The organism is Natrinema versiforme (assembly GCF_005576615.1).
Lineage (GTDB): Archaea > Halobacteriota > Halobacteria > Halobacteriales > Natrialbaceae > Natrinema > Natrinema versiforme_A.
This window is the reverse complement of record NZ_CP040330.1, coordinates 3622046-3644107: the sequence shown is the minus strand read 5'-3', so window position 1 is coordinate 3644107 and position 22062 is coordinate 3622046. Positions and strand designations below refer to the sequence as shown.

At 65.6% G+C, this 22062-nt stretch carries 25 protein-coding genes; 9 read left to right on the top strand and 16 right to left on the bottom strand.

Features of this window, described 5'->3' with window-relative positions; translation table 11 throughout:
- The first annotated feature begins 48 nt into the window (after positions 1-48).
- Entirely contained in the window at positions 49-507 is a 459-nt protein-coding gene (locus FEJ81_RS18065) for a hypothetical protein (protein WP_229504738.1), read from the top strand.
- A 74-nt stretch (positions 508-581) separates the two neighbouring features.
- Here the strand turns inward: FEJ81_RS18065 and FEJ81_RS18060 are convergent, their stop codons facing one another.
- The 6 genes from FEJ81_RS18060 to rpl18a all read right to left on the bottom strand — a co-directional run bounded on the left by FEJ81_RS18060 (position 582) and on the right by rpl18a (position 7412).
- Positions 582-2318: a Coenzyme F420 hydrogenase/dehydrogenase, beta subunit C-terminal domain gene (locus FEJ81_RS18060; protein ID WP_138246593.1), complete on the bottom strand. Its 1737-nt coding sequence runs from the start codon at positions 2316-2318 to the stop codon at positions 582-584.
- Complete coding sequence (locus FEJ81_RS18055; RefSeq protein ID WP_138246592.1) at positions 2308-4008, bottom strand: nitrite/sulfite reductase; 1701 nt, start codon at positions 4006-4008, stop codon at positions 2308-2310. The genes FEJ81_RS18060 and FEJ81_RS18055 overlap by 11 nt, the downstream gene beginning before the upstream one ends.
- Before the next feature lie 364 nt (positions 4009-4372).
- Complete coding sequence (locus FEJ81_RS18050) at positions 4373-5008, bottom strand: hypothetical protein (RefSeq protein WP_138246591.1); 636 nt, start codon at positions 5006-5008, stop codon at positions 4373-4375.
- A gap of 67 nt (positions 5009-5075) precedes the next feature.
- Positions 5076-6758, bottom strand: a complete 1683-nt coding sequence (gene ftsY, locus FEJ81_RS18045; RefSeq protein WP_138246590.1) for a signal recognition particle-docking protein FtsY — start codon at positions 6756-6758, stop codon at positions 5076-5078.
- 28 nt (positions 6759-6786) lie between these two features.
- On the bottom strand, positions 6787-7239 hold the full coding sequence (gene pfdA / locus FEJ81_RS18040; protein WP_138246589.1) for a prefoldin subunit alpha: 453 nt from the start codon (positions 7237-7239) through the stop codon (positions 6787-6789).
- Positions 7236-7412, bottom strand: a complete 177-nt coding sequence (gene rpl18a, locus FEJ81_RS18035) for a 50S ribosomal protein L18Ae (RefSeq protein ID WP_006432150.1) — start codon at positions 7410-7412, stop codon at positions 7236-7238. Before rpl18a ends, pfdA begins: the two co-directional genes overlap by 4 nt.
- Positions 7413-7563: 151 nt before the next feature.
- On the opposite strand from rpl18a, the gene FEJ81_RS18030 reads away from it, so the two are divergent.
- Positions 7564-7875 (top strand): ASCH domain-containing protein, encoded by a 312-nt coding sequence (locus FEJ81_RS18030; protein ID WP_138246588.1) that lies wholly within the window; start codon positions 7564-7566, stop codon positions 7873-7875.
- A gap of 19 nt (positions 7876-7894) precedes the next feature.
- Here the strand turns inward: FEJ81_RS18030 and FEJ81_RS18025 are convergent, their stop codons facing one another.
- The 6 genes from FEJ81_RS18025 to thpR form a co-directional block, all read right to left on the bottom strand.
- Positions 7895-8206, bottom strand: a complete 312-nt coding sequence (locus tag FEJ81_RS18025) for a hypothetical protein (protein WP_138246587.1) — start codon at positions 8204-8206, stop codon at positions 7895-7897.
- 166 nt (positions 8207-8372) lie between these two features.
- Entirely contained in the window at positions 8373-9038 is a 666-nt protein-coding gene (locus tag FEJ81_RS18020) for a translation initiation factor IF-6 (RefSeq protein WP_138246586.1), read from the bottom strand.
- A gap of 2 nt (positions 9039-9040) precedes the next feature.
- Complete coding sequence (locus tag FEJ81_RS18015; protein WP_138246585.1) at positions 9041-9319, bottom strand: 50S ribosomal protein L31e; 279 nt, start codon at positions 9317-9319, stop codon at positions 9041-9043.
- 2 nt (positions 9320-9321) lie between these two features.
- Positions 9322-9474 carry a 50S ribosomal protein L39e gene (locus FEJ81_RS18010; protein WP_004267621.1) on the bottom strand — a complete coding sequence of 51 codons (153 nt, stop codon included), beginning with the start codon at positions 9472-9474 and terminating at the stop codon, positions 9322-9324.
- 126 nt (positions 9475-9600) lie between these two features.
- The gene (locus tag FEJ81_RS18005) at positions 9601-10584 is read right to left on the bottom strand and encodes a hypothetical protein (protein WP_138246584.1); all 984 of its coding nucleotides are present in this window, start codon (positions 10582-10584) and stop codon (positions 9601-9603) included.
- Between the two features lie 139 nt (positions 10585-10723).
- Positions 10724-11281 (bottom strand): RNA 2',3'-cyclic phosphodiesterase, encoded by a 558-nt coding sequence (thpR, locus tag FEJ81_RS18000; RefSeq protein ID WP_138246583.1) that lies wholly within the window; start codon positions 11279-11281, stop codon positions 10724-10726.
- 132 nt (positions 11282-11413) lie between these two features.
- On the opposite strand from thpR, the gene FEJ81_RS17995 reads away from it, so the two are divergent.
- The 3 genes from FEJ81_RS17995 (at position 11414) to FEJ81_RS17980 (ending at position 14543) form a co-directional block, all read left to right on the top strand.
- The gene (locus FEJ81_RS17995; RefSeq protein ID WP_229504737.1) at positions 11414-13186 is read left to right on the top strand and encodes a hydroxysqualene dehydroxylase; all 1773 of its coding nucleotides are present in this window, start codon (positions 11414-11416) and stop codon (positions 13184-13186) included.
- A gap of 87 nt (positions 13187-13273) precedes the next feature.
- Complete coding sequence (locus tag FEJ81_RS17985) at positions 13274-14245, top strand: tetratricopeptide repeat protein (RefSeq protein WP_138246582.1); 972 nt, start codon at positions 13274-13276, stop codon at positions 14243-14245.
- Positions 14246-14249: 4 nt separating this feature from the next.
- Positions 14250-14543, top strand: coding sequence for a DUF424 domain-containing protein (locus FEJ81_RS17980; RefSeq protein WP_138246581.1), 294 nt, complete (start codon positions 14250-14252; stop codon positions 14541-14543).
- A gap of 56 nt (positions 14544-14599) precedes the next feature.
- Here the strand turns inward: FEJ81_RS17980 and FEJ81_RS17975 are convergent, their stop codons facing one another.
- From FEJ81_RS17975 to FEJ81_RS23385, 3 genes are all read right to left on the bottom strand, one after another.
- A complete protein-coding gene (locus tag FEJ81_RS17975) occupies positions 14600-15475 on the bottom strand; it encodes an ABC transporter permease subunit (RefSeq protein WP_138246580.1) in 876 nt (291 codons plus the stop codon).
- Complete coding sequence (locus FEJ81_RS17970) at positions 15472-16443, bottom strand: ABC transporter ATP-binding protein (protein WP_138246579.1); 972 nt, start codon at positions 16441-16443, stop codon at positions 15472-15474. Before FEJ81_RS17970 ends, FEJ81_RS17975 begins: the two co-directional genes overlap by 4 nt.
- 82 nt (positions 16444-16525) lie before the next feature.
- Positions 16526-16780, bottom strand: a complete 255-nt coding sequence (locus tag FEJ81_RS23385; protein WP_175416468.1) for a hypothetical protein — start codon at positions 16778-16780, stop codon at positions 16526-16528.
- Between the two features lie 334 nt (positions 16781-17114).
- On the opposite strand from FEJ81_RS23385, the gene FEJ81_RS17960 reads away from it, so the two are divergent.
- From FEJ81_RS17960 to sufU, 4 genes are all read left to right on the top strand, one after another.
- Positions 17115-18362 carry an aminotransferase class V-fold PLP-dependent enzyme gene (locus FEJ81_RS17960; RefSeq protein WP_138246578.1) on the top strand — a complete coding sequence of 416 codons (1248 nt, stop codon included), beginning with the start codon at positions 17115-17117 and terminating at the stop codon, positions 18360-18362.
- A gap of 201 nt (positions 18363-18563) precedes the next feature.
- Positions 18564-19013 (top strand): response regulator, encoded by a 450-nt coding sequence (locus FEJ81_RS17955; RefSeq protein ID WP_138246577.1) that lies wholly within the window; start codon positions 18564-18566, stop codon positions 19011-19013.
- A 188-nt stretch (positions 19014-19201) separates the two neighbouring features.
- Positions 19202-19450 (top strand): hypothetical protein, encoded by a 249-nt coding sequence (locus FEJ81_RS17950; protein WP_138246576.1) that lies wholly within the window; start codon positions 19202-19204, stop codon positions 19448-19450.
- Positions 19451-19658: 208 nt separating this feature from the next.
- On the top strand, positions 19659-20081 hold the full coding sequence (gene sufU, locus FEJ81_RS17945; protein WP_138246575.1) for a Fe-S cluster assembly sulfur transfer protein SufU: 423 nt from the start codon (positions 19659-19661) through the stop codon (positions 20079-20081).
- A 92-nt stretch (positions 20082-20173) separates the two neighbouring features.
- Here sufU and FEJ81_RS17940 read toward each other — a convergent pair whose 3' ends face one another.
- A complete protein-coding gene (locus FEJ81_RS17940) occupies positions 20174-22060 on the bottom strand; it encodes an IucA/IucC family protein (RefSeq protein WP_138246574.1) in 1887 nt (628 codons plus the stop codon).
- Positions 22061-22062 lie beyond the last annotated feature (2 nt).

Here is a 22062-nt window from a genome sequence, read left to right as displayed (position 1 = left end):
TCGATATAGACAAGACGTTTATCAGAGTCGAGTGACAGATATCGTACGATGGGCAGACCGACGACGGCGTATGTCACCGCGACGATTGTCGCGGCTGTGATAGGGGTCGTTGGGGTGTGGCTCCCGTGGGTTCGAAAGCGCCCGGCCGGCTACAGAGATGGCCGACCGATCTATACCGCGGAATACGTGTCGGGCTTGGAAACCGGCCTTCGTGGTATCGACCCGTTCGTCATTGTGCTCGTCGTGGCCGTCGTCGGCGTCGCCGTACTAGCACGATACCGTACGTGGCGACCGGATATTGCACTCATCAGTGCCGGTTGTCTGTTACTCGTGGTATCCGGTAATACCCTTCGCAATTACTGGTCAGTTGAACGGTATGCGGTCGAACCGGGGCTATATCTCCTGCTTGCCAGCGGTCTCCTTTTCGTTCTCATCGGAGCAGGCGCACTGCTCAACCGGCGCGTTATACCCGGTACAGATGAGAGCCCTGACCCGCGAGTCGAGTAGTTCGAACACGTAGCTACCGGAAATCGAACGGCGAAAAATCGACGAAGCCGAAATCCGACTCGAGTCCGCTCCGATCAGTGACCGTCGTCGTGCGGGTTCAGCGTGGTCCCGTAGTTCTCGGCGTGGTCGGTGTACTCGATGAACCGCGGTGCGTCGGGGTCGAAGGGCCGCTCGAGGCTCTCGAAGGCCTTCTTCTTGTCCCACCCCTGCAGCTTGCCGACCGCGGACTTGTCCTCGAGATCGTGGTAGTCGAGCTTGGGCTCGGTCAGCTCCCACGCGTCCATCCCCTGCTCGGTGCGGACGATGACGCTCGAGTACTCGTCGGAACTACCGACGGAGCCGACGGTAATATCCGAACAGAAACCGGTGAAGTCGGCACACTCGTCACAGCCCTTGAGCGCGGCGTCGTGGAAGTTCTCGATGTCCTCCTCGACGATCATCTCGCCCTCGTGGCCGTAGACCATCATCTTGCCGTTGAGGACATCCATCTTGCCGATTTCCGACGGCGAGATGCCGCGTTGCTCCTCGAGTTGCTCGCCCATGAGGCTGTGGTAGTTGAAGTTCTTCGTACACATCAGCGCGATGGTGTAGTCCACAGCCCGAATACCCTCGTTCTGGGCCTGATAGTCCCACTCGAAGTCCTGCAGGGCGCGGATGCCCTCGATCTCACACGGCGTGCCGACGATCGCGATGCTGAGCTCGTCCCAGGACTTGTCGGGGAGCTTGTGCTCCCACTGGCCGAGGTCGAGGTTGCCCAGCGCCATCGTCTGGTTGTAGACGGTGCCGGCGTTTGCGATGAGTTCCTCGGTCGTCGTCGCGAGGTAGCTCTCGGCTTTCCACTCCTGTTCGTCGCTCTCGGTCGCGACGAGCGCGCCGTCGATCTCGCCCTCCTCGAGCAGCGTCGAGAGGATGCCGGTGACGACGCCGCCGTCCTGGGCCTGATCGGTCCAGTCGTCCTCGACCTTCGCGGAGAACTCCGTGATCGGGTCGCCCGCGCCCTTGACGTTGTCCTCGCCGCCGGTGATCTTCCACTGGCGCTCGTAGCGCAGGCCGCCGCGGGGACAGAAGTCCCAACACATCGAACAGCCCGTACACATCTTGACGAGTTCCGGCCTCCCGTCGTCGCCGATGCCGATCGAGTCCGACGGGCAGGCGGCGACACAGGTTCCACACTGGATACAGCGACCCTCGTCGATGACGGCCTCGTCCAGTTCCATGAACCAGGTCTTCTCGTCCGGCGTCTCGATGTCGTTCATCCGGGACCGGATCGAGTACTCCGGCGTCTCGAGTTCGACGCCGTCGGGTATCCCGACGCGTGCGTCGGGCGAGCCGTTGTCGACGTCCTGGCTGACGTTCTCGGCGGGCTCGGTGAACTCGAGGTCGCCGAGTTCGCCCATCTCGTCGACGTTCGCTGCACCGGCGCCGTCCGTGGCGACGCGCTTGTCGCCGGTCGATTCGGCTGCGGGTTCAGCGGTCTTCTCACCGCAGGTACAGGTGTCGGGCGAGCAGCTGTCGCCCTCCGCGTTCGCGCCGCCGTCGGTCGCGATCGCGCCCTCTCGAGCGTGGTCCGTTCCCTCTCGGGAGCGAGACCCACCGCTGCCGGCTTCGGGGACCATGACCGCGTCGTCATCGTCGTCCGAGTCGGGAACGCGGGGGAGGCGACGCTCGTCCTCGCTCCCTCGCGGGTCGCTTCGCTCCCCGCTCGATTCGTCCGAGGCCTCCCGTCGGTCGGCCTCGCGGCTCGCGTGTCGCTCCGCTCCCGCTCGCTTACTCGAGGACTCACTGCGTTCGTCCTCGCTATTAGTCCCCATGGGCAACACCTCGTGCGACCGGTGCATCGGCGTCTTGCATGATCGTCCGCAGTTCGCCGTTGTCGACGCCGCGACACCACTCGTAGAACTTCTCGCCCTCGTCGCGGTCCGCCGAGTAGGCATCGAACAGTTGCTCGAGCGCCGGGATCACGGAATCGGCGGGGACGGCGTTCTCGACCCAATCGAGGAACTCGTTGTCGGCGCCGAGCGAGCCGCCGAGTCCGAAGTCCATGCCTTCGACGATGTTGTCGCCCTCGGCGTTGGTGGAGTTCTCGTCCTCGAGTTTGACGGTCTCGCCGCGGAAGCCGATGTCCGCGATCTGCGGTTGGGCACAGGAGGCCGAGCAGCCGGACATGTGCATCCGGATGGCCTCGATGTCGTCGGGCACGTCGATGCGGTCGTCGAGTTGGCGGGCCCAGCGTTTGGTGCGCTTTTTGGTCTCGATGATGGCGTAGTTACAGAACTCGTTGCCCGTACAGCCGACCGCGCCACGGGAGAACGGTCCCGGATCGGGGCTGTACTCCTGTGCGAACGGCTCGGCCAGCAGGTCGTCGACGTTCTCGTCGGGGATGTGGGTGATCAGGAAGTTCTGATCGGTCGCCAGACGCACGGAGGCGTCTTCGGTCCCGTACTTCTTTGCGGCGCGGGCGGCCGCGGCGAACTCGTCGCCGCCCATGCGGCCGGCGATCACGTTGAAACCGACGTAGTTGAGCCCGTCCTGTTTCTGCTCGTGGACGCCGACGTGGTCGCCCTGATAGCCGACGGTCAGGTTGTCGCCGCCGGTCGGCAGGTCGAGCGTACAGCGGTCGCGGATGGCTTCCTCGAACTTCTCGGGGCCCATCTGCTCGACGAGGTAGCGCATGCGGCAGACGCCGCGGTTGTTGCGGTCGCCGAGTTCCTTGAACGTCTGGGCGACGGCGCGGCAGAACTCGACGGCGTCTTCGGGTCGGATGAAGACGTCGAGTTCGGAGCCCATTCGCGGGCCGTCGGAGAGGCCGCCACCGACGCGGGCGTGGAAGCCGTAGAGGTACTCGCCGTCGATCTCTTTCTTCGCGGGGACGAGTCCGACGTCGTTGATCTGGGACTGCGCGCAGTCGTGGGCGCAGCCGGTGATCGTGATCTTGAACTTCCGCGGGAGGTTGGCGTACTCGCGGTTCTCGGTGAAGAAGTCCGAGACAGCCTCGATGACCGGCTGTGCGTTGAAACACTCGTGGTCGTCGAGTCCGGCCGCGGGGCAGCCCAGCACGTTCCGGGCCGAGTCACCGCAGCCCTGGACCGTCGTCAGGCCGACCTCGTCGTAGCGCTCCCACATCTCGGGTACGTCCTCGACGCGGATCCAGTGTTTCTGGATGTCCTGTCGGGTCGTGATGTCGAGGTAGGCGTCGCCCCAGAGTTCGTTCTGTTCCTCGCCGCCGTACTCCTCGGGGGCGACGGCGTAGTCCTCGGTGACTTCGCCGATCACTTCGGCCTGCTCCGGCGTGAGCTTCCCGCCGGGAACCTTCGTCCGGATCATGAAGTAGCCCTCCTGCTTCTGGGCGTACATGCCGGCCCACTTCAGGCGCTCCCACTCGCCGCCGCCGGCGCGCTCCTCGATCTCCTCGAAGGAAAGCTCCTCGTCGGCGTAGTCGTAGACATCGTCGATAACGTCGAGCGGGTGCTTGTTCTGTTTGTATTGTTCCGTCGTATTCACGCGAACCACCTCGTGGTTCGTGCGGAGCCAGAAGTACCTACGCTTTCGGCATCCTGCATGCTCTTTTGAAGGACCATTGTTTAGCGGCTAATACCACCCCACACCTATACACCCCCGTAACTCGGCGAATCATGACGTTGGTCGTTTCCACCAGAAAATATTACCGCATTATCCAACCACCGACGACGGTGCCGGCGAAAAACCGCCGGCAGTACGTCGAAACGCGCCCTCGAGAACGACTGTCGGTACCATACGTGTCGGGGATACCGGCAACTGTGACCGGTAACGGCGGAGCGCAGCGAGCGCACAAGCGCCGCTCTCGTCGGATGATTGACCGGTCTCGAGACCTGTGAGACGATATCGATCAGTCGAAACACGCGACGAGTTCGCCCCGCGTTCGCGGGTCGGGATCGAACGCCAGACCCTCGGCGACGCCGTTGTACCGCGCTCGGAGCACGACTCGTTCGTCGATATAGTAGGTGACGCGGACGCCCCACTCGTCGCGCGGAGCCACGTCAGCCGGCCGTGTCGCCATCGCCACGTTGTACTGGATCGCCACTAACACGGCGTCTCCCGTCGCGTCCGAGTCGATCGGGGCCGTTCGATACGCCGTTCGGTGAAGGTCGACGGTTCGCGCTGCGGACTGATATCGGTCGAGAAACGCGTTCCGTCGATACGCCCGTTCAAACGCCGTGACGTACCGGCTCGCACCGTACATTATCGACGAAGGTGTGTCGTCCGATGGATCACCGTCCGCATCGGTGCTCGTCTCCCACGGCGGTGACGGGTACTCCTGTGGCTCGAGCGCATCCTCGTCGGCCGGCGGCTCCGGGTCGGGGCGATCGACATCGCTGCACTCGTATCGGTCTGCGGGGACGATTCCGTCCTCGAGATTCGTCCCGGTCGCGCCGCTCGAGTCGTACTCGAACCCGCCCGTCCCAACCGCTGCGGTCGTCGCTATCGACGCGAGAAGCGTTCGCCGAGAGCGGGGGCGGTTCATACGCTAACTTCTCAAACGGATAATAAGTGTCTTCTGAAATCGCGGACCGTTGACGGGACGACGGGCGCTAGTCCTCCTCGGCCAGCAGGCGGTCGACCATCTCGTCGGGATCGAACCGCTCTAAGTCGTCGTACCCCTGCCCGACGCCGAGGAACAGGATCGGTTTCCCGGTGACGTGGGCGACCGAGATGGCCGCACCGCCGTTGGAGTCGGCGTCGGCCTTCGTCAGGATCGCGCCGTCGATCTCGGCGGCCTCGTTGAACTCGCGGGCGCGGTTGACCGCGTCCTGTCCGGCGACGGCCTCGTCGACGAACAGCGTCATGTCGGGGTCGACGACGCGGCCGATCTTCTCGAGTTGGTCCATCAGCCCCTCGTCGGTGTGGAGCCGCCCCGCCGTATCGCCGAGGACGACGTCGATGTCGTTGGCCTCGGCGTACTCGACGGCGTCGTACAGCACCGCCGCGGGATCGCCGCCCTGTTCGTGGCTAATACACTTCGTGTCCAGGGCGTCGGCGTGTTCTTGGATCTGCTCGTTGGCCCCGGCGCGGTAGGTGTCGCCGTTGGCCATCACCGTCGAGTAGCCCCGCTCCTCGAAGTAGCGGCTCATCTTGGCGATCGAGGTGGTCTTCCCGACGCCGTTGACGCCAGTGAAGATGATGGTGACGGGCTTGTCCTCGACGGCGATGCGCTCGTCGAAGTCGAACTGCCCGACGCTGATCACGTCGTAGATCGCGTTGTGCAGCGCCTCCTCAACGACCTCGCCGGTCGAGGTCGTAAACGTCCGCGTCTCGCCGACCAGTTCGTCGCGGATGTTGTCGAGGATCTCCTCGGCGACGCCCATCTCGACGTCGCTGGAAAGCAGCGCCATCTCGAGTTCGTGCAGCGGGCCCTCGAGGTCCTCCTCCTCGATGACGAACTTCCCCTTGACGAGGGATTTGGCCTTGGCACCGAAGCCGGTGCTGCCGTTGTCGGCCTCCTCGGCCGCGTCGTCAGCCGCTGTGTCGGGCGACGCCTCGTCATCGACTGCGACATCGTCGGGTTCTCCGTCGCCGGTCGCCGCATCGACTTCCTCCGTATCGGAAGCCGCCGCGCCGGCCGACGCGTCGTCCACGGTCGCCGTCTCGGCGGCCGCCTCGTCGACAGCGGGCGTCTCGTCCGGCTCTTCGTCGGGAGTCGTCTCGTCGGATTCCGGTTCGGCGTCGTCGGACGAGCCCGAAAAGAGGGAACGTGCTCGAGCACCGAGCCCGGTCCGACCGCCGTCATCGTCCTCGGCCTCGTCGACTTCCTCAGTCTCGTCGGCTTCGTCGGCCGATTCGTCGTCGGGAACCGTCGCGTCGGCTTCCTCCTCGTCGGAGACCTCCGCTGCCGACGGCTCCGGATCGTCGGACTCGAGGAAATCGGGTTCGGATTCGGCCGCCGGCTCCTGGCCGGCGGATTCGGCCGCGTCCGTGGTCGCGGAGTCGGTCGTCGCCCCCGTTTCCGATTCGGGTTCGGGTTCCGGCTCTAACTCCGCCTCCGGCTCGACGTCGGCCGACGCCGGGGCTGCCGATTCGGCGGTCTCGGCCGCCGCCGGTTCGGGGGTAGTATCGGTCGCTTCCGCGTCCGTCGAGGCCGCCGCTGTATCCGGATCGACCGCCTCGAGATCCTCGTCCTCGAGGTCGTCCTCGTCGACTTCCTCGACGTTCTCCTCGGCGGCTTCTTCCGCGTCTTCGCGGAAGCTACCGAGCTTGTCCTTCAGGTTGTCGAACATGGGTATCGATGGGAGTCCCTACGCCGCGTTATTCGTCGGGCTGACCCTGACCCTGGCCCATGCCCTGCATCTGCTGTTGCATGGCCTGCTGCTGGAGCTGCTGGGCCTGCTGCTCGAGTTCGCTGCTCTCGGTCTCGAGTTCGGCGATCTCTTCGTTGAGCTCGTCGATCTGGTCGTCGAGGTGCTCCTTCTTGTTCTCGAGGGCGTCGACGGCGTCGTCTTCCTCGAACTCCGCGGCGTAGTCGGCACCGAGATCGACGATGACCTCGTCGATGTCCTCGATCGTCGTTCGGAGGTACGCGCCGCCGCCGAGGGGCATCTGCACCGTCGAACCGGTCTCGAGCGAGCCGAGCGCCTCGATGGCCTCGTCGACTTCGGTCTTCTCCTGCTGGACGGCCTCGACGTTCGCCTGAAGGCCTTCGATCTGTTCTTCGATCTCCTGAAGCTCCTGGGACAGTTGCTGAAGTTGCTGCTGACTCATTGTTGGGTTACCTCCTCGAGTTCGATTTCGGTACGCTTGAGCCCGTGCTGGCTGCCGAGCTGGGTATAGGTGTGTTCGCGGGCGACGTTCTCGTTTTCGGCGTCGATCGACGTCTCGAACTCCGCGAAGCCGTCGCGGCTCTTGAACCGACCACTGACCGTAAATTGACTCATGTCTGTCCTTCCGGCAGGCAGTCGGAAGAATCTTCCCTTCCCATTCGGACGGCCACAGTTCCCGCAGGCCGTCGTGAGAACCGCCCCGGTCGCCGGTTTCCCGACGTGCGGAGGGTCAAGGATTTTACCGCGCCGAATCGAAGCCGCGGCCATGAGCGAACTCGAGCCCGGCGAGCTGTTGCCGAGCGATCGGATGCAGAATCAGGTCCTCGAGGGCGAGGTCACCCAGATCCACCGCGGCCACCGGTACGCCGAGGAGGGGGACACGTTCGCGATCGACGGGACGACCTTCGAAGTGACCGACGTGACCGAACGGACGCTCGGCGACCTGACTGACGAAGACGCACAGGCCGAAGGGATGGAGAATCTGGACGCGTACGAGCGCCTGCTCGAGCGGGCCCACGAAAATTTCGAGTGGGACGACGATAGCGAGGTCGTGTTACATCGGTTCGAACGGCAGTAAGAGCGCGGCGTCGATCCGGTCAGTCGTCGAACGCGAGGGGTGGTTTCCCCTCGTGGGACATCGAAACGGAGTGCCGAGTGTGCGGTGACGCTGTCGCCCGCGGCGAGCGGTACGCCGCGAGCAGGCCCCACATGACGCCGGTGGCCAACAGGCCGACCGCGGCGAGGGGCATTCCCATCGTGGCGAACGTCGCCGCGTAGACGGCCCCCAGCGCCATCTTGGGTCGGCTCGTCGCGACAGGGATCCGCGCGGCCGCGTCTCGGAGAGCGGGCACGAGAAAGACGACTGAGAGCAGACTACCGGCCATGAAAACCACGTCCTGCCAGAGCATACACCGTATACTCGATATCGAGTAAATATAGATACCGGTCAGCGGCCGGTTCAACGGGGTGATTTTCCCGATTCCGATCGATATTCCGGTCAGCCTCGCCGCTGGAGTCAAAGTGCAGACCGCGCCGAGAAACGGGCGGCGACGCCGAGAAACCGACGCGCTGGGGTCAGTCGAGATAGCCCAGCGCGTCTTCGATCCGGCCCAGTTCGGGCCCGGTCGTGTCCTCGCCGACCACGTAGCCGGCCTCGTTGGCGATCAGCCCGGAGCCGACCAGCGGCGCGCCGTAGTTGACCGTGCCGACGTCCGCTCGGACATCTAGCGCGTCTTCGAGGATATCGAGTTCCTCGTCGGTCGCTTTCGGGTGACAGAGCACGCCGGTGTTGGTCGCCACCGCGGCGGTGCCGACGGTTCGAACGCCAGCGAGGTCGCCGCGTTCGACGGGCACCTCGAGCGTGTCCTTGACGATCTGGGTCGCCTCGCGGGGCAGGTCCGGATGGACGTAGGCCCCGTAGTCGTTCGCGAGCACGACGTTGCCGGCGGCGTTGATGTTGCCCGGCAACTCGTCGACGGGCACGTCGACCGATTCCTCGAGGGCTTCGCGTTCGTACTCGAGGACGCGGGAACTGACGAGCAGCCCGTTCTCGTTACCCGTCGCTAGCGCGCCGACCGTCGAGGACCCACCGACGGTCGTCTGGATGGCGGGCACCTCGAGTTCGTCGGACAGGTCGGCGGCAACGTCGTCGTCGACGTCGTGGCGAACGAGTACGCACGAGTCGGTCGCACGGGCGAAGACGCCGACGTAGGCCGACCCGGCGAATGCGAGGCGCTGCAAGTTTAGTCTGCGACCTCGGCCTCGACGACGGCTTCACCCTCTTCGTCGAAGCGGGCTGCGCGGACGCGCAGCTTTCGCGGCGGATTGGAGCGCCCGTTCGACCAGACCGTCTCGTTGATCGAGGGGTCCAGACGGATGGCGTCCTCGTCGACCGCGAAGTGTTTCGCGAGGTGCTCGCGGACCAGTCGCATCGCGTAGTCGGCGGCCTCGTGGTTGGCTCCCTTCTTGACGTCTCGCAGGGGAACGGTAACGACGCGTTCCTCGAAATCACTTGCACTCATCGTTACTCGTCGGTGTCGTTACGCCGCCAGTTGCGTCGCTTCGGGTTCCGCTGGACTTCCATGTCCGTCTTCATCATAACCCAAGCCGGCACGCGGCTGTTCTGGTTCTCGAGTTTGGCAAGTCGCTTCTTCTTGCCCTTCGATTTCTTACCCATAGTAGCCCGACGTAGCCCGTGCTGGCTTAAAATCTTGTCCATCTTGCAGGGCAAGCGGGGCGAAACGGCGACAGATCGGTTCGAATCGCCGGCGAAATCGTGATCGGATCGCCCACGAGAGCGGTCTCAGGGCTCGAATCGCCGCTCGAGAAACCGGGTAACCCCCTCGCACGTGGCGTCGCTGAGTTCGGTCGTGTAGGTCCAGTTTTCGATACCGTCGGTGCCGTCGTGGCGAACGAACCGGCTCCGATCGCAGCAACCGGTGCCGTGAAAGCGGGTGCCGCCGCCGATTCGGTCCGGGCCGGCGTAGGCGGTCGCGATCGGCGATACTTCCAGCGTCTCCGCGTCGGTCCGAACGGCCGTCCCGAGTTCGTGATCGCAGTATGCGTCGCCGATCGACTCGACGATATCGTTCGGGAGAAACGTGTGAATCGTCTCATGGATCGCCATATTCTGTGTCACCGCCCGGGAGTCCCAGACCTCGGTCGCGCCGACGTTGGCGACCGTCTGCGCGTCGCCGCCCGCCCGCTCGTCACTGCTGTCGCCGTCGGCGGCCGCGCCGGTGACGGAGTTCGGCGACAGCGTTCCCCCGTAGCCGACCCGGTAATTCAGCGGCGACCAGCACAGGAGGACGTGGCAAGCCCGGCCGGTGAGCGCGTTGCGGTTCCGTAATCGCTTCCGAAACCGCTCGAGCAGCCCCCCGAGCGAGGGGAGCACGGCGTCGGTCGACAGCGGCGTCTCCGAAGGCGGAAACCGGATCGGGTCGCCGCGCTCGACGCTGATCTCGAGGGACTCGAGGCGTTCGCGCTCGCCGGCGTACGCGAGCACCTGCTCGAAGGCCGCGTCGATGGCCGAACGCGCGTCGCGGAGCGGGGTCGGCCAATCGCGACGCAGTTCGTCGAGTCCGTAGCGCAGTCGGGCCTGCAGCGGTACATCGCCGGGATAGACTCGGACGCGAACGGGTGCGTCGTCGCGGTCGGTCGCCGTCTTCGATGCGCCGACCGACGAGGCGAGCGCCGCGCCCCCGACCGCGGCGAGTGCCTCCCGCCGCGTAACCCGCCACCGACCGCCTGCGCGCTCGGTCGGTCGATCCTCGAGTCCGGTGCCCATGGTACCGGATTCGCTACGCCGAACGCCGTCTTGATACCCAGTTCTGTATTTCCTGACTATCGGCCGGAACGGCGGTCTAATGGTCAACTTCGGGAGACTATCGCCTCGCTAGAAACGGCCGAGAGTGAGGAGTACCGCGTCACTCGAGCGGGAACGATGCGACCGTCGAGTAGACCGGGCCCTCGTCGGTGAGCGTGCTCTCGGTCAGTCGGATCTCGTCGACTCGCGTCTCGCCGACCGTCGGTTCGCGCTCCCGGACGAGTTCTTGGACCAGTTCCTTCCCGCCGGCGTGTTCCATCCGCGCGAGCGTGACGTGAGGGGTGAAATCGTGGTCCTCGGCGTCGAATCCCATCGCAGTCGTCCGACCCTCGATGGCCTCATGGAGTCGCGTGAGTTCCTCGCCGCCGCGCTCGACGCCCAGCCAGACGACGCTGATGTAGTCGAGGTTCGGAAAGACGCCCAGCCCGCCGTAGCGGACGGGAAACGGGTCGATATCCGCGTCCTCGACGGCGGCGGCGAGTTCCCGCTCGAGGTCGGGCAGCCGATCCTCGTCCACGTCGCCGAGGAACTTCATCGTGATGTGGGCCTGCTCGGGGTCGGTGAAATCGAGTCCGCCGGCGTCGGCGAACTCGTCTTGCAGGTCGGTGACCGGTTCCGCGAGGTCGTCGGGCAGGTCGACGCTGACGAACAGTCGCATACGCGAGTGCTCGTGAGCGGCGTACTCAAGGGTAACGGGGTAGGGGAGCGGTTCGTCTCCAACGACGGCAGATCGGGGCTCGATTCGTGGTTAGGGGCACCCGTTATTTCCGTCGCGCGCTGAGAGGGGTCAATGACCGACGTTGTCGTCCTCGGCGGCGGGATCGGCGGCCTCTCCGCGGCCCACGAACTCGCCGAACGCGGATTCAACGTAACCGTCTTCGAGGCGAACGACCGCTTCGGCGGGAAGGCCCGATCGATGCCGATCGCGGACGAGCCGGACGCGTTACACGGCGAACACGGCTTCCGGTTCTTCCCGGCGTTCTACCGGCACGTTATCGACACGATGGAACGAATTCCGGACGGGACTGGGACCGTCGCGGACAACCTCGTCGAGACCGAGGCGACGCTGATCGCGAGTTCGACGGGGCCGAGCCGGATCGCCGAGACGCGCACGCCCGACACGGTGCGGGGCTGGCTCGAGGCGCTTCGCCCCGCGTTCGCCGAGGACCTGCCCCGAGAGGACGTTCGCTTCCTGCTCGAGCGACTCCTCTACCTGCTGACCGCCTGCGAGGACCGCCGCGAGGACGAACTCGACGACATCTCGTGGTGGGCGTTCATCGACGCCGAGCACCGCTCGCAGGCGTTCCGCGATCGGCTCGCCGACGCCACGCAGGCCCTCGTCGCGCTCCGACCGCAGGTCGGCAGCGCCCGCACGGTCGGCGCGATCTACCTGCAGTTGCTCTTCGGCCAACTCGATCCGACCTCGCCGACCGAGCTCGTCTTGAACGCGCCGACGTCGGAGGCGTGGATCGAGCCGTGGCTCGACTACCTCGAGCGCCTCGGCGTCGAGTTTCGGCCGAACACCCCCGCACGGGGGCTCGAGTTCGACGGCCGGCGGGTTACCGGGGCCGCGCTGGCCGACGGGCGGACGGCGACCGCGGACGACTACGTCCTCGCGGTGCCGGTCGAGGTCGCCCCCGAGTTCGTCACGCCGGAACTGGGCCGGGCCGCGCCCGAACTGGCCCGAATCGACCGGCTCGAGACGGCGTGGATGAACGGGATCCAGTTCTATCTCAGCGACGACATCGAACTGACCCGCGGCCATCAGGTCTACACCGACTCCCCGTGGGCGCTGACCTCGATCTCGCAGCGGCAGTTCTGGACGGGCTACGACCTCGAGAATCGCGGCCCCGACGCGGTCGAGGGCGTCCTCTCGGTGATCGCCTCGGACTGGGACACGCCGGGAATCCGCCACGAGAAGCCGGCTCGAGCGTGTACGCGCGAGGAAATCGCCGAGGAGATCTGGGCGCAACTGACGGTCCACCTGAACGGGCCCGACGACCGATTGACCGACGACATGCTTGTGGAGTGGTTTCTCGACCCGTCGATTGTCGAGAGCGTTGCGTCTCCGACGCAACGAGCGGACGGCGATCACGCGGAGCGAAGTCGAGGGAACTCGCCGAGTTCCCGACCATTGGAAGACGAAGTCTTCCAAGACTCCGCGGACCGTTCGAGCGGGCAGCGCCCGCGAGAAGAAGCCGTCGACGCTGCCGGCGTCGAAAACCGCTCGCCGCTGCTGATCAACACCGTGGGCTCGTTGCGCAACCGCCCGCCGGCCGATGTCGGCGTGCGGAATCTCGCGCTAGCGAGCGACTACGTGCGAACGAACTCGGATCTGGCTTCGATGGAGTCGGCCGCGGAGGCCGGCCGGCGCGCGGCGAACGCCGTCTTCGAGCGCCACGGGGTTCGGGACCGGGCGGCGATCTGGGACCTCGAGGAGCCCGCGGTGTTCGAGCCGCTCAAGCGGCAGGATCGGCTCCGATACCGACTCGGGCTTCCCCACCCGGCGGAAGTGACCCAGTCGTTGCGGGGCGTCACCAGACGACTCGGCGGACGGGTGTGAGTCGTCTCGGCCGCAATCCGAACGGCGACACAATGCGGTGCTACCCGGGTCGCAGGCCTTAACAGTCGTCACCGCCACATTCGGGTAATGACCGACCGAGACGACGACCGCGACCATCGCTTCTCCGAAGGAGAGGGGTTCGGCGATCCGTACGACGATTTCGATCTGGATCCGCCGGAGCTCGGCGTCGACCCGTCGAAGGTCGACCCCGTCGACTCCCGCGTCGTCACCGACACGCTCGACCAGCACAACATCGATCAGGACGCCGTCGACGCCAGCGAACTGCTCGATGTCGGCCTGAACTACATGCAGATCAACCGCTACGAGCAGGCCACCGACGCCTTCGATCGGACCGCCAGCTACGCCGAAGACGAGAAACTCGAGCAGGAGGCGTGGGTGAACAAGGGCGTCGCCCACGGCGAACTCGAGGAGTGGGACGAGGCCATCGGGGCCCACCGCGAGGCGCTGCGGATCGACGAGGAGAGCGAGCACGCCGCGACCGCTGAAACCAATCTCGCCTACGCCCTCTGGGAGTTCGGCGAGACGACCGAGGCCCTAGAGCACGCCGAACGCGCCATCGAGATCGACGAGCGCTTCGCCGCAGGCTGGTTCAACCGCGCGTTCTTCCTCTCGGAGCGGGGCCTCTCCGAGGAGGCGTTGAACTGCGTCGACAACGCGATCCGGCTGGGGCTGCGCAACGCCAAGGTCCTCGAGACGAAAGCCGAGATCCTCGAGGAGCTCGGCGAGTTCGATCAGGCCGAAGAGATCGCCGACGAGGCGAACGAGATGCGTGAGCAGGCCGAACAGGAGATGATGGACGACCGCGAGGAGATGTACGGCCAAGGGCAGGGCGGTGCGGGTGCCGGACGCGGCGGTGCGGGTGCCGGGCGCGGTGGCGCTGGACGCGGCGGTGCGGGTGCCGGAGCCGGACGCGACGGCCGCGGCATGGGCGGCCAGTCGCCGCCTCGAGGGGGTGACATCGGCTTGGACGACCTCGGTGTCGCCGACCTCGGCATCGGAACCGACGACGAGGACGAAAGCGAGCGGGAACGCGAGTAATCGGATGATCGTCAACGAACGCGAGACACAGGAAGGGCTGCTGGTCGCCGTCTGCGACGAGGACGTCCTCGGCGAGACCTTCGAGGAGGGCGAACTCTCCCTGACCGTCACCGAGGAGTTCTACGGCGGCGACGCGGTCGACGAGGACGCGGTGGTCGAGAGCCTCTCGCGGGCGGCCGTCGCCAACATCGTCGGCACCCGCGCCGTCGAACTCGCCGTCGAGGAGGGGTTCGTCGACGAGGCGAACGTCCTCGAGGTGGACCAGACGCTACACGCGCAGTTGCTGCGGATGTCCTAAGCGGTCGACCACACCGCGAGCGCCGCGATCGATTTTCTGCGCTCGGCTCGAGCGACCTACAGGTCCGTTCGCTGGAACCGGTAGTAGCCGATGGCGACGGGCACGACGAGCCAGCACAGCAGGACGACGACCCCGAACCAGTCCTGGAGGTAAAACGGCGCGTCGCCCGGATAGCGCTCGGCCGGGGTCATCCCGTAGGCCTCGATCGACTGCAGGCCGTACTGGAACTGGAAGGGGAAGATCGAGCCCTCGACGATGGCGCTGGCGAGATTGGTATACGCGAAGATCGGATTGAACTGCTCGAGGAGTAGATACCACGTCTCGGGCTCGACCGGCACGGACCCGTCGTAGATCAGGTAGTACGGCCCGGCGGTAAGCAATTCCCACAGCGCGATGAGCACCATGTAGAGTCCGACGACGATGGCCATCGACTTGCCCCGCGTGGCGACGCCGGCGGAGACGCCGACGGCCAGCCCGACGAAGGTCGTTCCGAAGAGCAGCGACACCGCGGCGAAGCCGAGCCAGTCGAGGAACGGGACCGAGCCGAAGAAAACGGCCCCGAGGACGAGCGAGACGAGGAAGGCGAGGCCGACGGCGAGCCCGACGACGGCCGTGCGGCCGAGCAGTTTGCCGAAGACGATGTCGGTCCGGTTCGGCGGGAGCCCCAACAGGAGCTTGATGCTCCCCGAGCGCCGTTCCCCGACGACGGCCATGTAGCCGGCGATCAGCGCCGCGACCGGGAGGATCACCTGCAGCGGTGTTCCGAGGAAACTCAGCACTTCGGCCGCGGTCACGTCGTCGACCGTGTACCAGATCGCGACGTAGCCGACGACGACGAGGCCGACGAGCAGGCCGATCAGCCCCCAGAGGAGCTTCGACCGGCCGGCGTCGTCGAACTCCTTGCGGGCGACAGTAGTGATATGCGAGGTCATCGCGCCGCCTCCGTCTCGGCGGTCAGAGCGCTCCCATCGGCTGTTTCCGTCTCATCCACGTCGCCGTCGGTCAACGCGGTAAACAGCGACTCGAGGGAGACCTCCTCGATCCGCAGGTCGTCGATCGTCGCCCCCGCGCCTGCGAGCGCGGTCACGACCTCGGCTTTCGCCGCCGGATCGGTGATCGTACACTCGAGGGTGCGCCCGGACGCGGTGACCTCGGTGACGCCCGGCACCGAGCCGGCGATCTCCCGTGCCTCGGCCGTCCCGTCCGCGAGCGCGAGGGTCATCGTCGCGCCGCCGCCGATCTCCTCGCGGAGGCCTTCGATCGTGTCGACGGCGACGAGTCGCCCCTCGTTCAACACGCCGACGCGGTCACAGACCGCCTCGACGTGCTCCAAGATGTGACTCGAGAAGAAGACGGTCGTGCCGCGTTCGGCCTCGCTGTGGACGAGGTCCTGCATCTCGCGGATGCCGTGGGGGTCGAGCCCGGTCGAGGGCTCGTCCATGATGAGCAGGTCGGGGTCGCCGACCAGCGCCATGCCGGTCGCGAGCCGCTGGCGCATCCCCTTGGAGTAGTCGCCGGCCGGGCGGTCGGCGTCGTCGGCCGAGAGCCCGACCCGGCGCAGGATCGACTCCGGATCGTCGCCGGCGGCTTTCGTCTTGATTGCGAACTCGATATGCCGACGACCGGACAGCCGCGGGTAGATGTCGAACCCCTCTGGAAGCACGCCGACTCGCGGGCTGATCGCGTCCGGTTCCGCCTGTGTATCGTAGCCGAGTACCGTCGCCGACCCCGCCGTCGGACGGGTAAAATCCAGCAGCATGTTGATCGTGGTCGACTTCCCCGCGCCGTTCGGGCCGAGAAAGCCGAACACCTCGCCGTCGGCGACGGTCAGATCGAGGTCGTCGACGGCCGTGAGATCGCCATACTCCTTCGTTAACCCGGATATCTCGATTGCGGACATCTCGAGAACTGCTTCACCGGCCCGCTGTATAATCCACGGGCCAAGATTTCACCACCGGAAAATGTGGGACGGTTCATACTTTTCAGCAGACGAACGACGCGATGACCGACGATGAGGACCGAGAAGTGCCGCCCTGCTCGAGGACGAGTATGCGCGTCGCACCCTCATCGCCGCCAGCGAGGGACCGCTGTCCGTCGACCGACTCACCGAGCGCTGTGACGCCTCGCCGCCGTTCTACCGGCGGATCGAACGGCTCGCAGACCGGGGGCTCCCCGACGAGTATCAGGGTCACGTCTCGATGACGCGAGACCGCTCGCGTCTCACTTGTGGCGGCCATCACTTATTTGACCATCAATTCGGTGGATACCAAAATTGTTTGGAGATACTGGTTTCCCTGACACACTCCAATGAACAGTTGCGGCAGGGCACCCACCAGGGTACCCCCACCACTCCCCCCTGCCGTTCACCTCCCGAAACCCCGTCCCCATCCTCCCCTCCCCACCTCCCCCCCTTTCCGTTCTCACGCTCGAGCAGCCGTCGCTATTCGACTCGCCGCTCGCGGACCGGGATCGCCGCAACTCGGCAAGACAGTCCGGTTCGACGCGGTTCCGGAAAAATCGGCCACGTCTGGACCGAAGGAGTGTTTTGTGTGCGGTCCCTGGTAGCCACCAATGAGTCACCAGGACCTCGAGGCGCTCGACGTCGGAGCGATCCGAGAGGAGTTTCCGATCCTCCAGCGGGAGTTCGACGGCGAGCAACTCGTCTATCTCGACAACGCGGCGACGACGCAGACGCCCGATCCGGTTATCGACGCGATGAGCGACTACTACCGCGAGTCGAACGCCAACGTCCATCGGGGGATCCACCACCTGAGCCAGGAGGCCTCGATCGCCTACGAGGACGCCCACGACCGCGTCGCCGAGTTCATCGGCGCGAGCGGCGGCCGCGAGGAGGTCATCTTCACCAAGAACACGACCGAAGCGGAGAATCTGGTCGCTTACTCGTGGGGCCTGAACGAACTCGGCCCCGGCGACGAGGTCGTCCTCACGGAGATGGAACACCACGCCTCGCTGGTCACGTGGCAACAGATCGGCAAGCGAACCGGCGCCGACGTGAAGTACATCCGGGTCGACGAGGACGGCCGCCTCGACATGGACCACGCCCGCGAGCTCATCACGGACGACACGGCGATGCTCTCGGCGGTCCACGTCTCCAACACGCTCGGCACCGTCAACCCCGTCTCCGAACTGGTCGATATCGCCCACGACTGCGACGCGCTGGCCTTCATCGACGGCGCGCAGGCCGTCCCCAACCGGCCCGTCGACGTCGAGGCAATCGACGCCGACTTCTACGCGTTCTCCGGGCACAAGATGGCCGGCCCAACCGGCATCGGTGCCCTCTACGGCAAGAAGGCCCTCCTCGAGGAGATGCAGCCCTATCTCTACGGCGGCGGCATGATCCGCAAGGTCACCTTCGAGGACTCGACGTGGGACGACCTCCCGTGGAAGTTCGAGCCCGGGACGCCCCAGATCGCCGAGGCCGTCGGCCTCGTCGCCGCCATCGACTGGCTCGAGGAGATCGGCATGGACCGAGTGCAGGCCCACGAGGAGGAGATCGCCCGCTACGCCTACGAGCGGCTGACCGCGGAACCGGACGTCGAGGTCTACGGCCCCGAACCGGGGCCGGAACGCGGCGGCCTCGTCGGCTTCAACCTCGAGAGCGTCCACGCCCACGACCTCGCCTCGATCATGAACGACCATGCGGTCGCGATCCGCGCCGGCGACCACTGTACCCAGCCGCTGCACGACAAGCTCGGGGTCGCAGCCTCCGCTCGAGCATCCTTCTACGTCTACAACACGAAAGAAGAGGTCGACAAACTGGTCGACGCCATCGACGACGCACGGCAGCTCTTTAGCTGACGTGCGAGGGACGTCTTGCCGAGCGCAACGAGGCAAGGCTCGAAGCGGCTTCGCCGCTTCGTAGACGCACGGCAGTTGTTCGCGTAAACGAACGGTAGCGATTCCCTCTCGGAAAACACGCTTACTCGTAACTTCGAGAAAACGGACTGTTCACTGGGGCTTACCTCGATGTTTTACCCGCGGATACGATAATTGGTTCAGATGACTACGGAAGACGAGCAGGTGAACGAGCCGATTGACATCCTCTTGGTCGAACCGAACCCCGGCGACAGTCGGCTCTTCGAAGAGAAGTTCACGGACGCGAAACTCCTGAACACCATCCACACCGTCTCCGACGGCGAGGCCGCGCTCGATTTTGTCCACCAGCGAAACGACCACGCGGACAAACCGCGCCCGGATATCATCCTCCTCGAGCCACAGCTCCCCGGCAAGAGCGGCATCGACGTCCTCTCGGAGCTGAAAAACGAGCCGGCGCTCGACGAGATTCCGGTCGTCGTGCTCACGAGTTCCGATGCCGGCGAGAAGGTCGTCCAATCTCACGGGCTCGAGGCGGACACCTACATTCAGAAGCCGGTCGAACCCGAGGACTTCGTCGAGTTCGTGCAGTCGATCGAGGACTTCTGGTTCGCGATCGTTCAGAAGCCGGCGTAGTTCCCTGTCCGACTCGTCTTCCGTACTCGCCCGGACGCCGCTCGGACGAACCGATTCCGCCTGCCGTTCGTTCCCGGCCGCCTGATCCGGCTGTCGAATCTCGACTCGCGTCTTCTCGGAAGAAACAACAAACCGGAAAAGAGTTTTTAGCGTCGCGCTCCTACCGGCGTCCGCCGAGGTGAGAACGCATGTACGAGAACCGAATCGGCCATCCCGGACGCGATCCGCTCGAGGCCCTGGTCGACGTTCTCACCGCGGCGAGCCGGTACGATCTCCTGTTGGGGATCGTTCCGCTCGCGTTCGCGGTTGCGCTGGTCGCCGCGACCGTGCTGGGCGTGTCGGAGGTGCAGGCGCTGTCGGTCGCGGCGGGCGTCGGTGTCGCCGCCGTCATCGACGCCTGCTACCTGCATCCGCCCGTCGACCGAGGGTCAGCGTAGCGCCACCGACTCTCGACCGTTCGCGAACGCTCGACGGTCCGCGACCCCGACTGCCACACTCGATGAATCCGCGTTCAGCGACTCGGTGACCGGACCGTCGGCCTTCCGGAAATCGCGGGCGGACACCGAAGCCGCGGAACGGTGACGTGACCGCCCGTGTCGCCCCCCGGAACCCTTTTACAACTCACTCACTTATCCGTATCCAACGATGGGACTGGGCTCCGATATGTACCGACAGCAGATCCTCGACCACTACAAGAACCCCCGTAACTACGGGGAACTCGAGGATCCCACCTTCACCCACATCGGCGAGAACCCGATGTGCGGCGACGAGATTCGCATGGACATCGTCCTCGACGACGACGAGGAGACGATCGAACGGGTCGCGTTCAAGGGCGACGGCTGTGCGATCAGTCAAGCCTCCGCTAGCATGCTCTCGGGCAAGCTCGCCGGCAAGACCCTCGACGAACTCCACGAGATGGATCGCGACGACGTGATCGACATGCTCGGCGTCGATATCTCGCCGATGCGGGTCAAGTGTGCCGTTCTGGCCGAGAAGGTAGCACAGGACGGCGCGGAGATCTATCAGGGCGAACTCGACGTGGAGAAGACGACGACCGAGGACGACTGACGCCGCTTCGTCTCCGACGGAAACCAAAATCGAGAGCCGCGTTCTCTTTTCCCGATCGTCGCCGTCGATCTCGGAACGTGTCGCTGGTGCCGTTACCGCTCAGGTCCGACCTCGTACAGCGGGTTCGGAACGGTGCCGTGCTCGACCGCGTGGGGCCGCTCGGGACGGTCGCCGTAACCGATGTCGACGATCCGGTTGCGGTTCAGCGTCAGCTTCGGGACCGTCGGCTCGAGTAGGTCGAACAGTTCGAACCGCTCCTCGAGGTCGGGGAACCGCGCGTGGTAGTCCTCGACGGCGTCCCGGACCTGCCTCCAGAAGCGGTCCTCCGCGTAGTCGTGGTGGCGGGCCAGCAGGTCAGCGAGGTATCGATAGACGCCGACGAACAGGCCGTAGACGATGAACAGGCGCAGTTCTTCAGGCGGCACGGACAGGAGTACGTCCTCGAGGTCCTCCGGCAGCCCCTGTAGTTCCTCGAGGGGTGCCTCGGCCACGTTGACGTCGTCGACGAAGTCCTTGACGGCGAGCCGCGACGGCCGGTCGTCCTCGAGGACGAGAATCGTGTTCTCGCCGTGGGGCGAGAAGGCGGTTCCGTACCGGTAGAGGTAGTGCAACAGCGGCGGGAGCATCGTGGCGAACAGTTCGTCGAGCCACTCGGAGAGCTCGAGGTCAGAGCGTTCGACCAGTTTCGAGATCACGGGTTCGCCGTCCTCGACGTGTAGCAGGGCGGAGAGGGTCATCGCCCGCTCGCCCTCGTCGATCAGGTCCGTGACGCTCTCGCGCCAGACACACCCCAGCAGTTCGTTGTACTGGTAGGCCGGGGCCTCGAGCGCGTCGAACGTCGGGTGATCGAAGTTCACGCCGGCGATTTCGCCGGGGAGGACGACCTCGCACTCGTCGCGCAGGAACGGGTCCGAGTCCCGCACGTCCTTGACATACTCCGTGACCAGCGGCGCGGCTTCGGTCCGCTCGCCGGGGAGCCCGCGCCAGACGAGCGTGTTGATGATCTGCATCGGGAGTTTGACGTTGTGCTTCGTCGGCTCGTCGGCGTTGACGAAGGTCCGGACCGACTGCATGGGCAGGTAGTCGTCCGGCCCCTCGCCCAGCGGGACGATGTCGTCCGTCGCGAGCTGTCTGCCGAACAGTGGGACGATGGCGTTCTCCCACTGCCAGTCGTGAACCGGCAGGAAGAGATACTCGTCGGGGTCGAGTCCCCGGTCCTCGAGTTCCGCGCGGAACCGCCCGTAGCGGCTCCCGAGTTCCGACTCGAGCAATGCCTCGCGGTCGAGCCCTTCGACGCTGACGAATTCGGCCGCCTCGCGCGAGACGGCACACCACGAGAGCCGGATCGGCTCGGCGCGCTCGGGCGCGTAGTCGCGGTAGTCGTCGTACCCCCAGCCGACCCGGCCCTTGTTGAACGTGAGCCACGGGTGGCCGGTCATCTCGCCCTCGATCTCGGGGTAGGACATGTCGAGGACGGATTTGTCGCTCCCGGCCGCGCTGCCGTTGCCGTCGCCGTCGTCATCGATGTGTGCGTCCGCGAGCAGCGTGTTCGTGTACTCGCGGACGAGGTGGCTGGCCGTGATCGAGTCCATGTCGATCGTCGGCTCGAGGTCGACGACGAACTCCAGCGGGTCGTCGGCCGGTTCGAACCCGTCGCCCGCGTCGCGTTCGATCGAGTCGACGCGAACGCTGAGGCTGTCCCAGAACCGCTCGACGGCCTCGAAGCGGTAGCGCGTTCCGTCGAGGTCGACCTCGTAGGTGGCCCACTTCGTCGAGTCGGCATCCGGGTCGTTCGAATCGTCCGCGACCCGTTCCGGCTCGAGGATGCCCTCGTAGGTGAACTCCCGAAGGATCTTGGCGAGCAGGTCCCGCCCGGCGTCGGCCCAGCGGTCCGCGGTCAGCACGTCGTCTAGCGTGTCGATGCCGTCGAGTCCGTACTCGATCTCGTCTCGGTCGATGTTGCGTGGTGTGTTCTGCATGA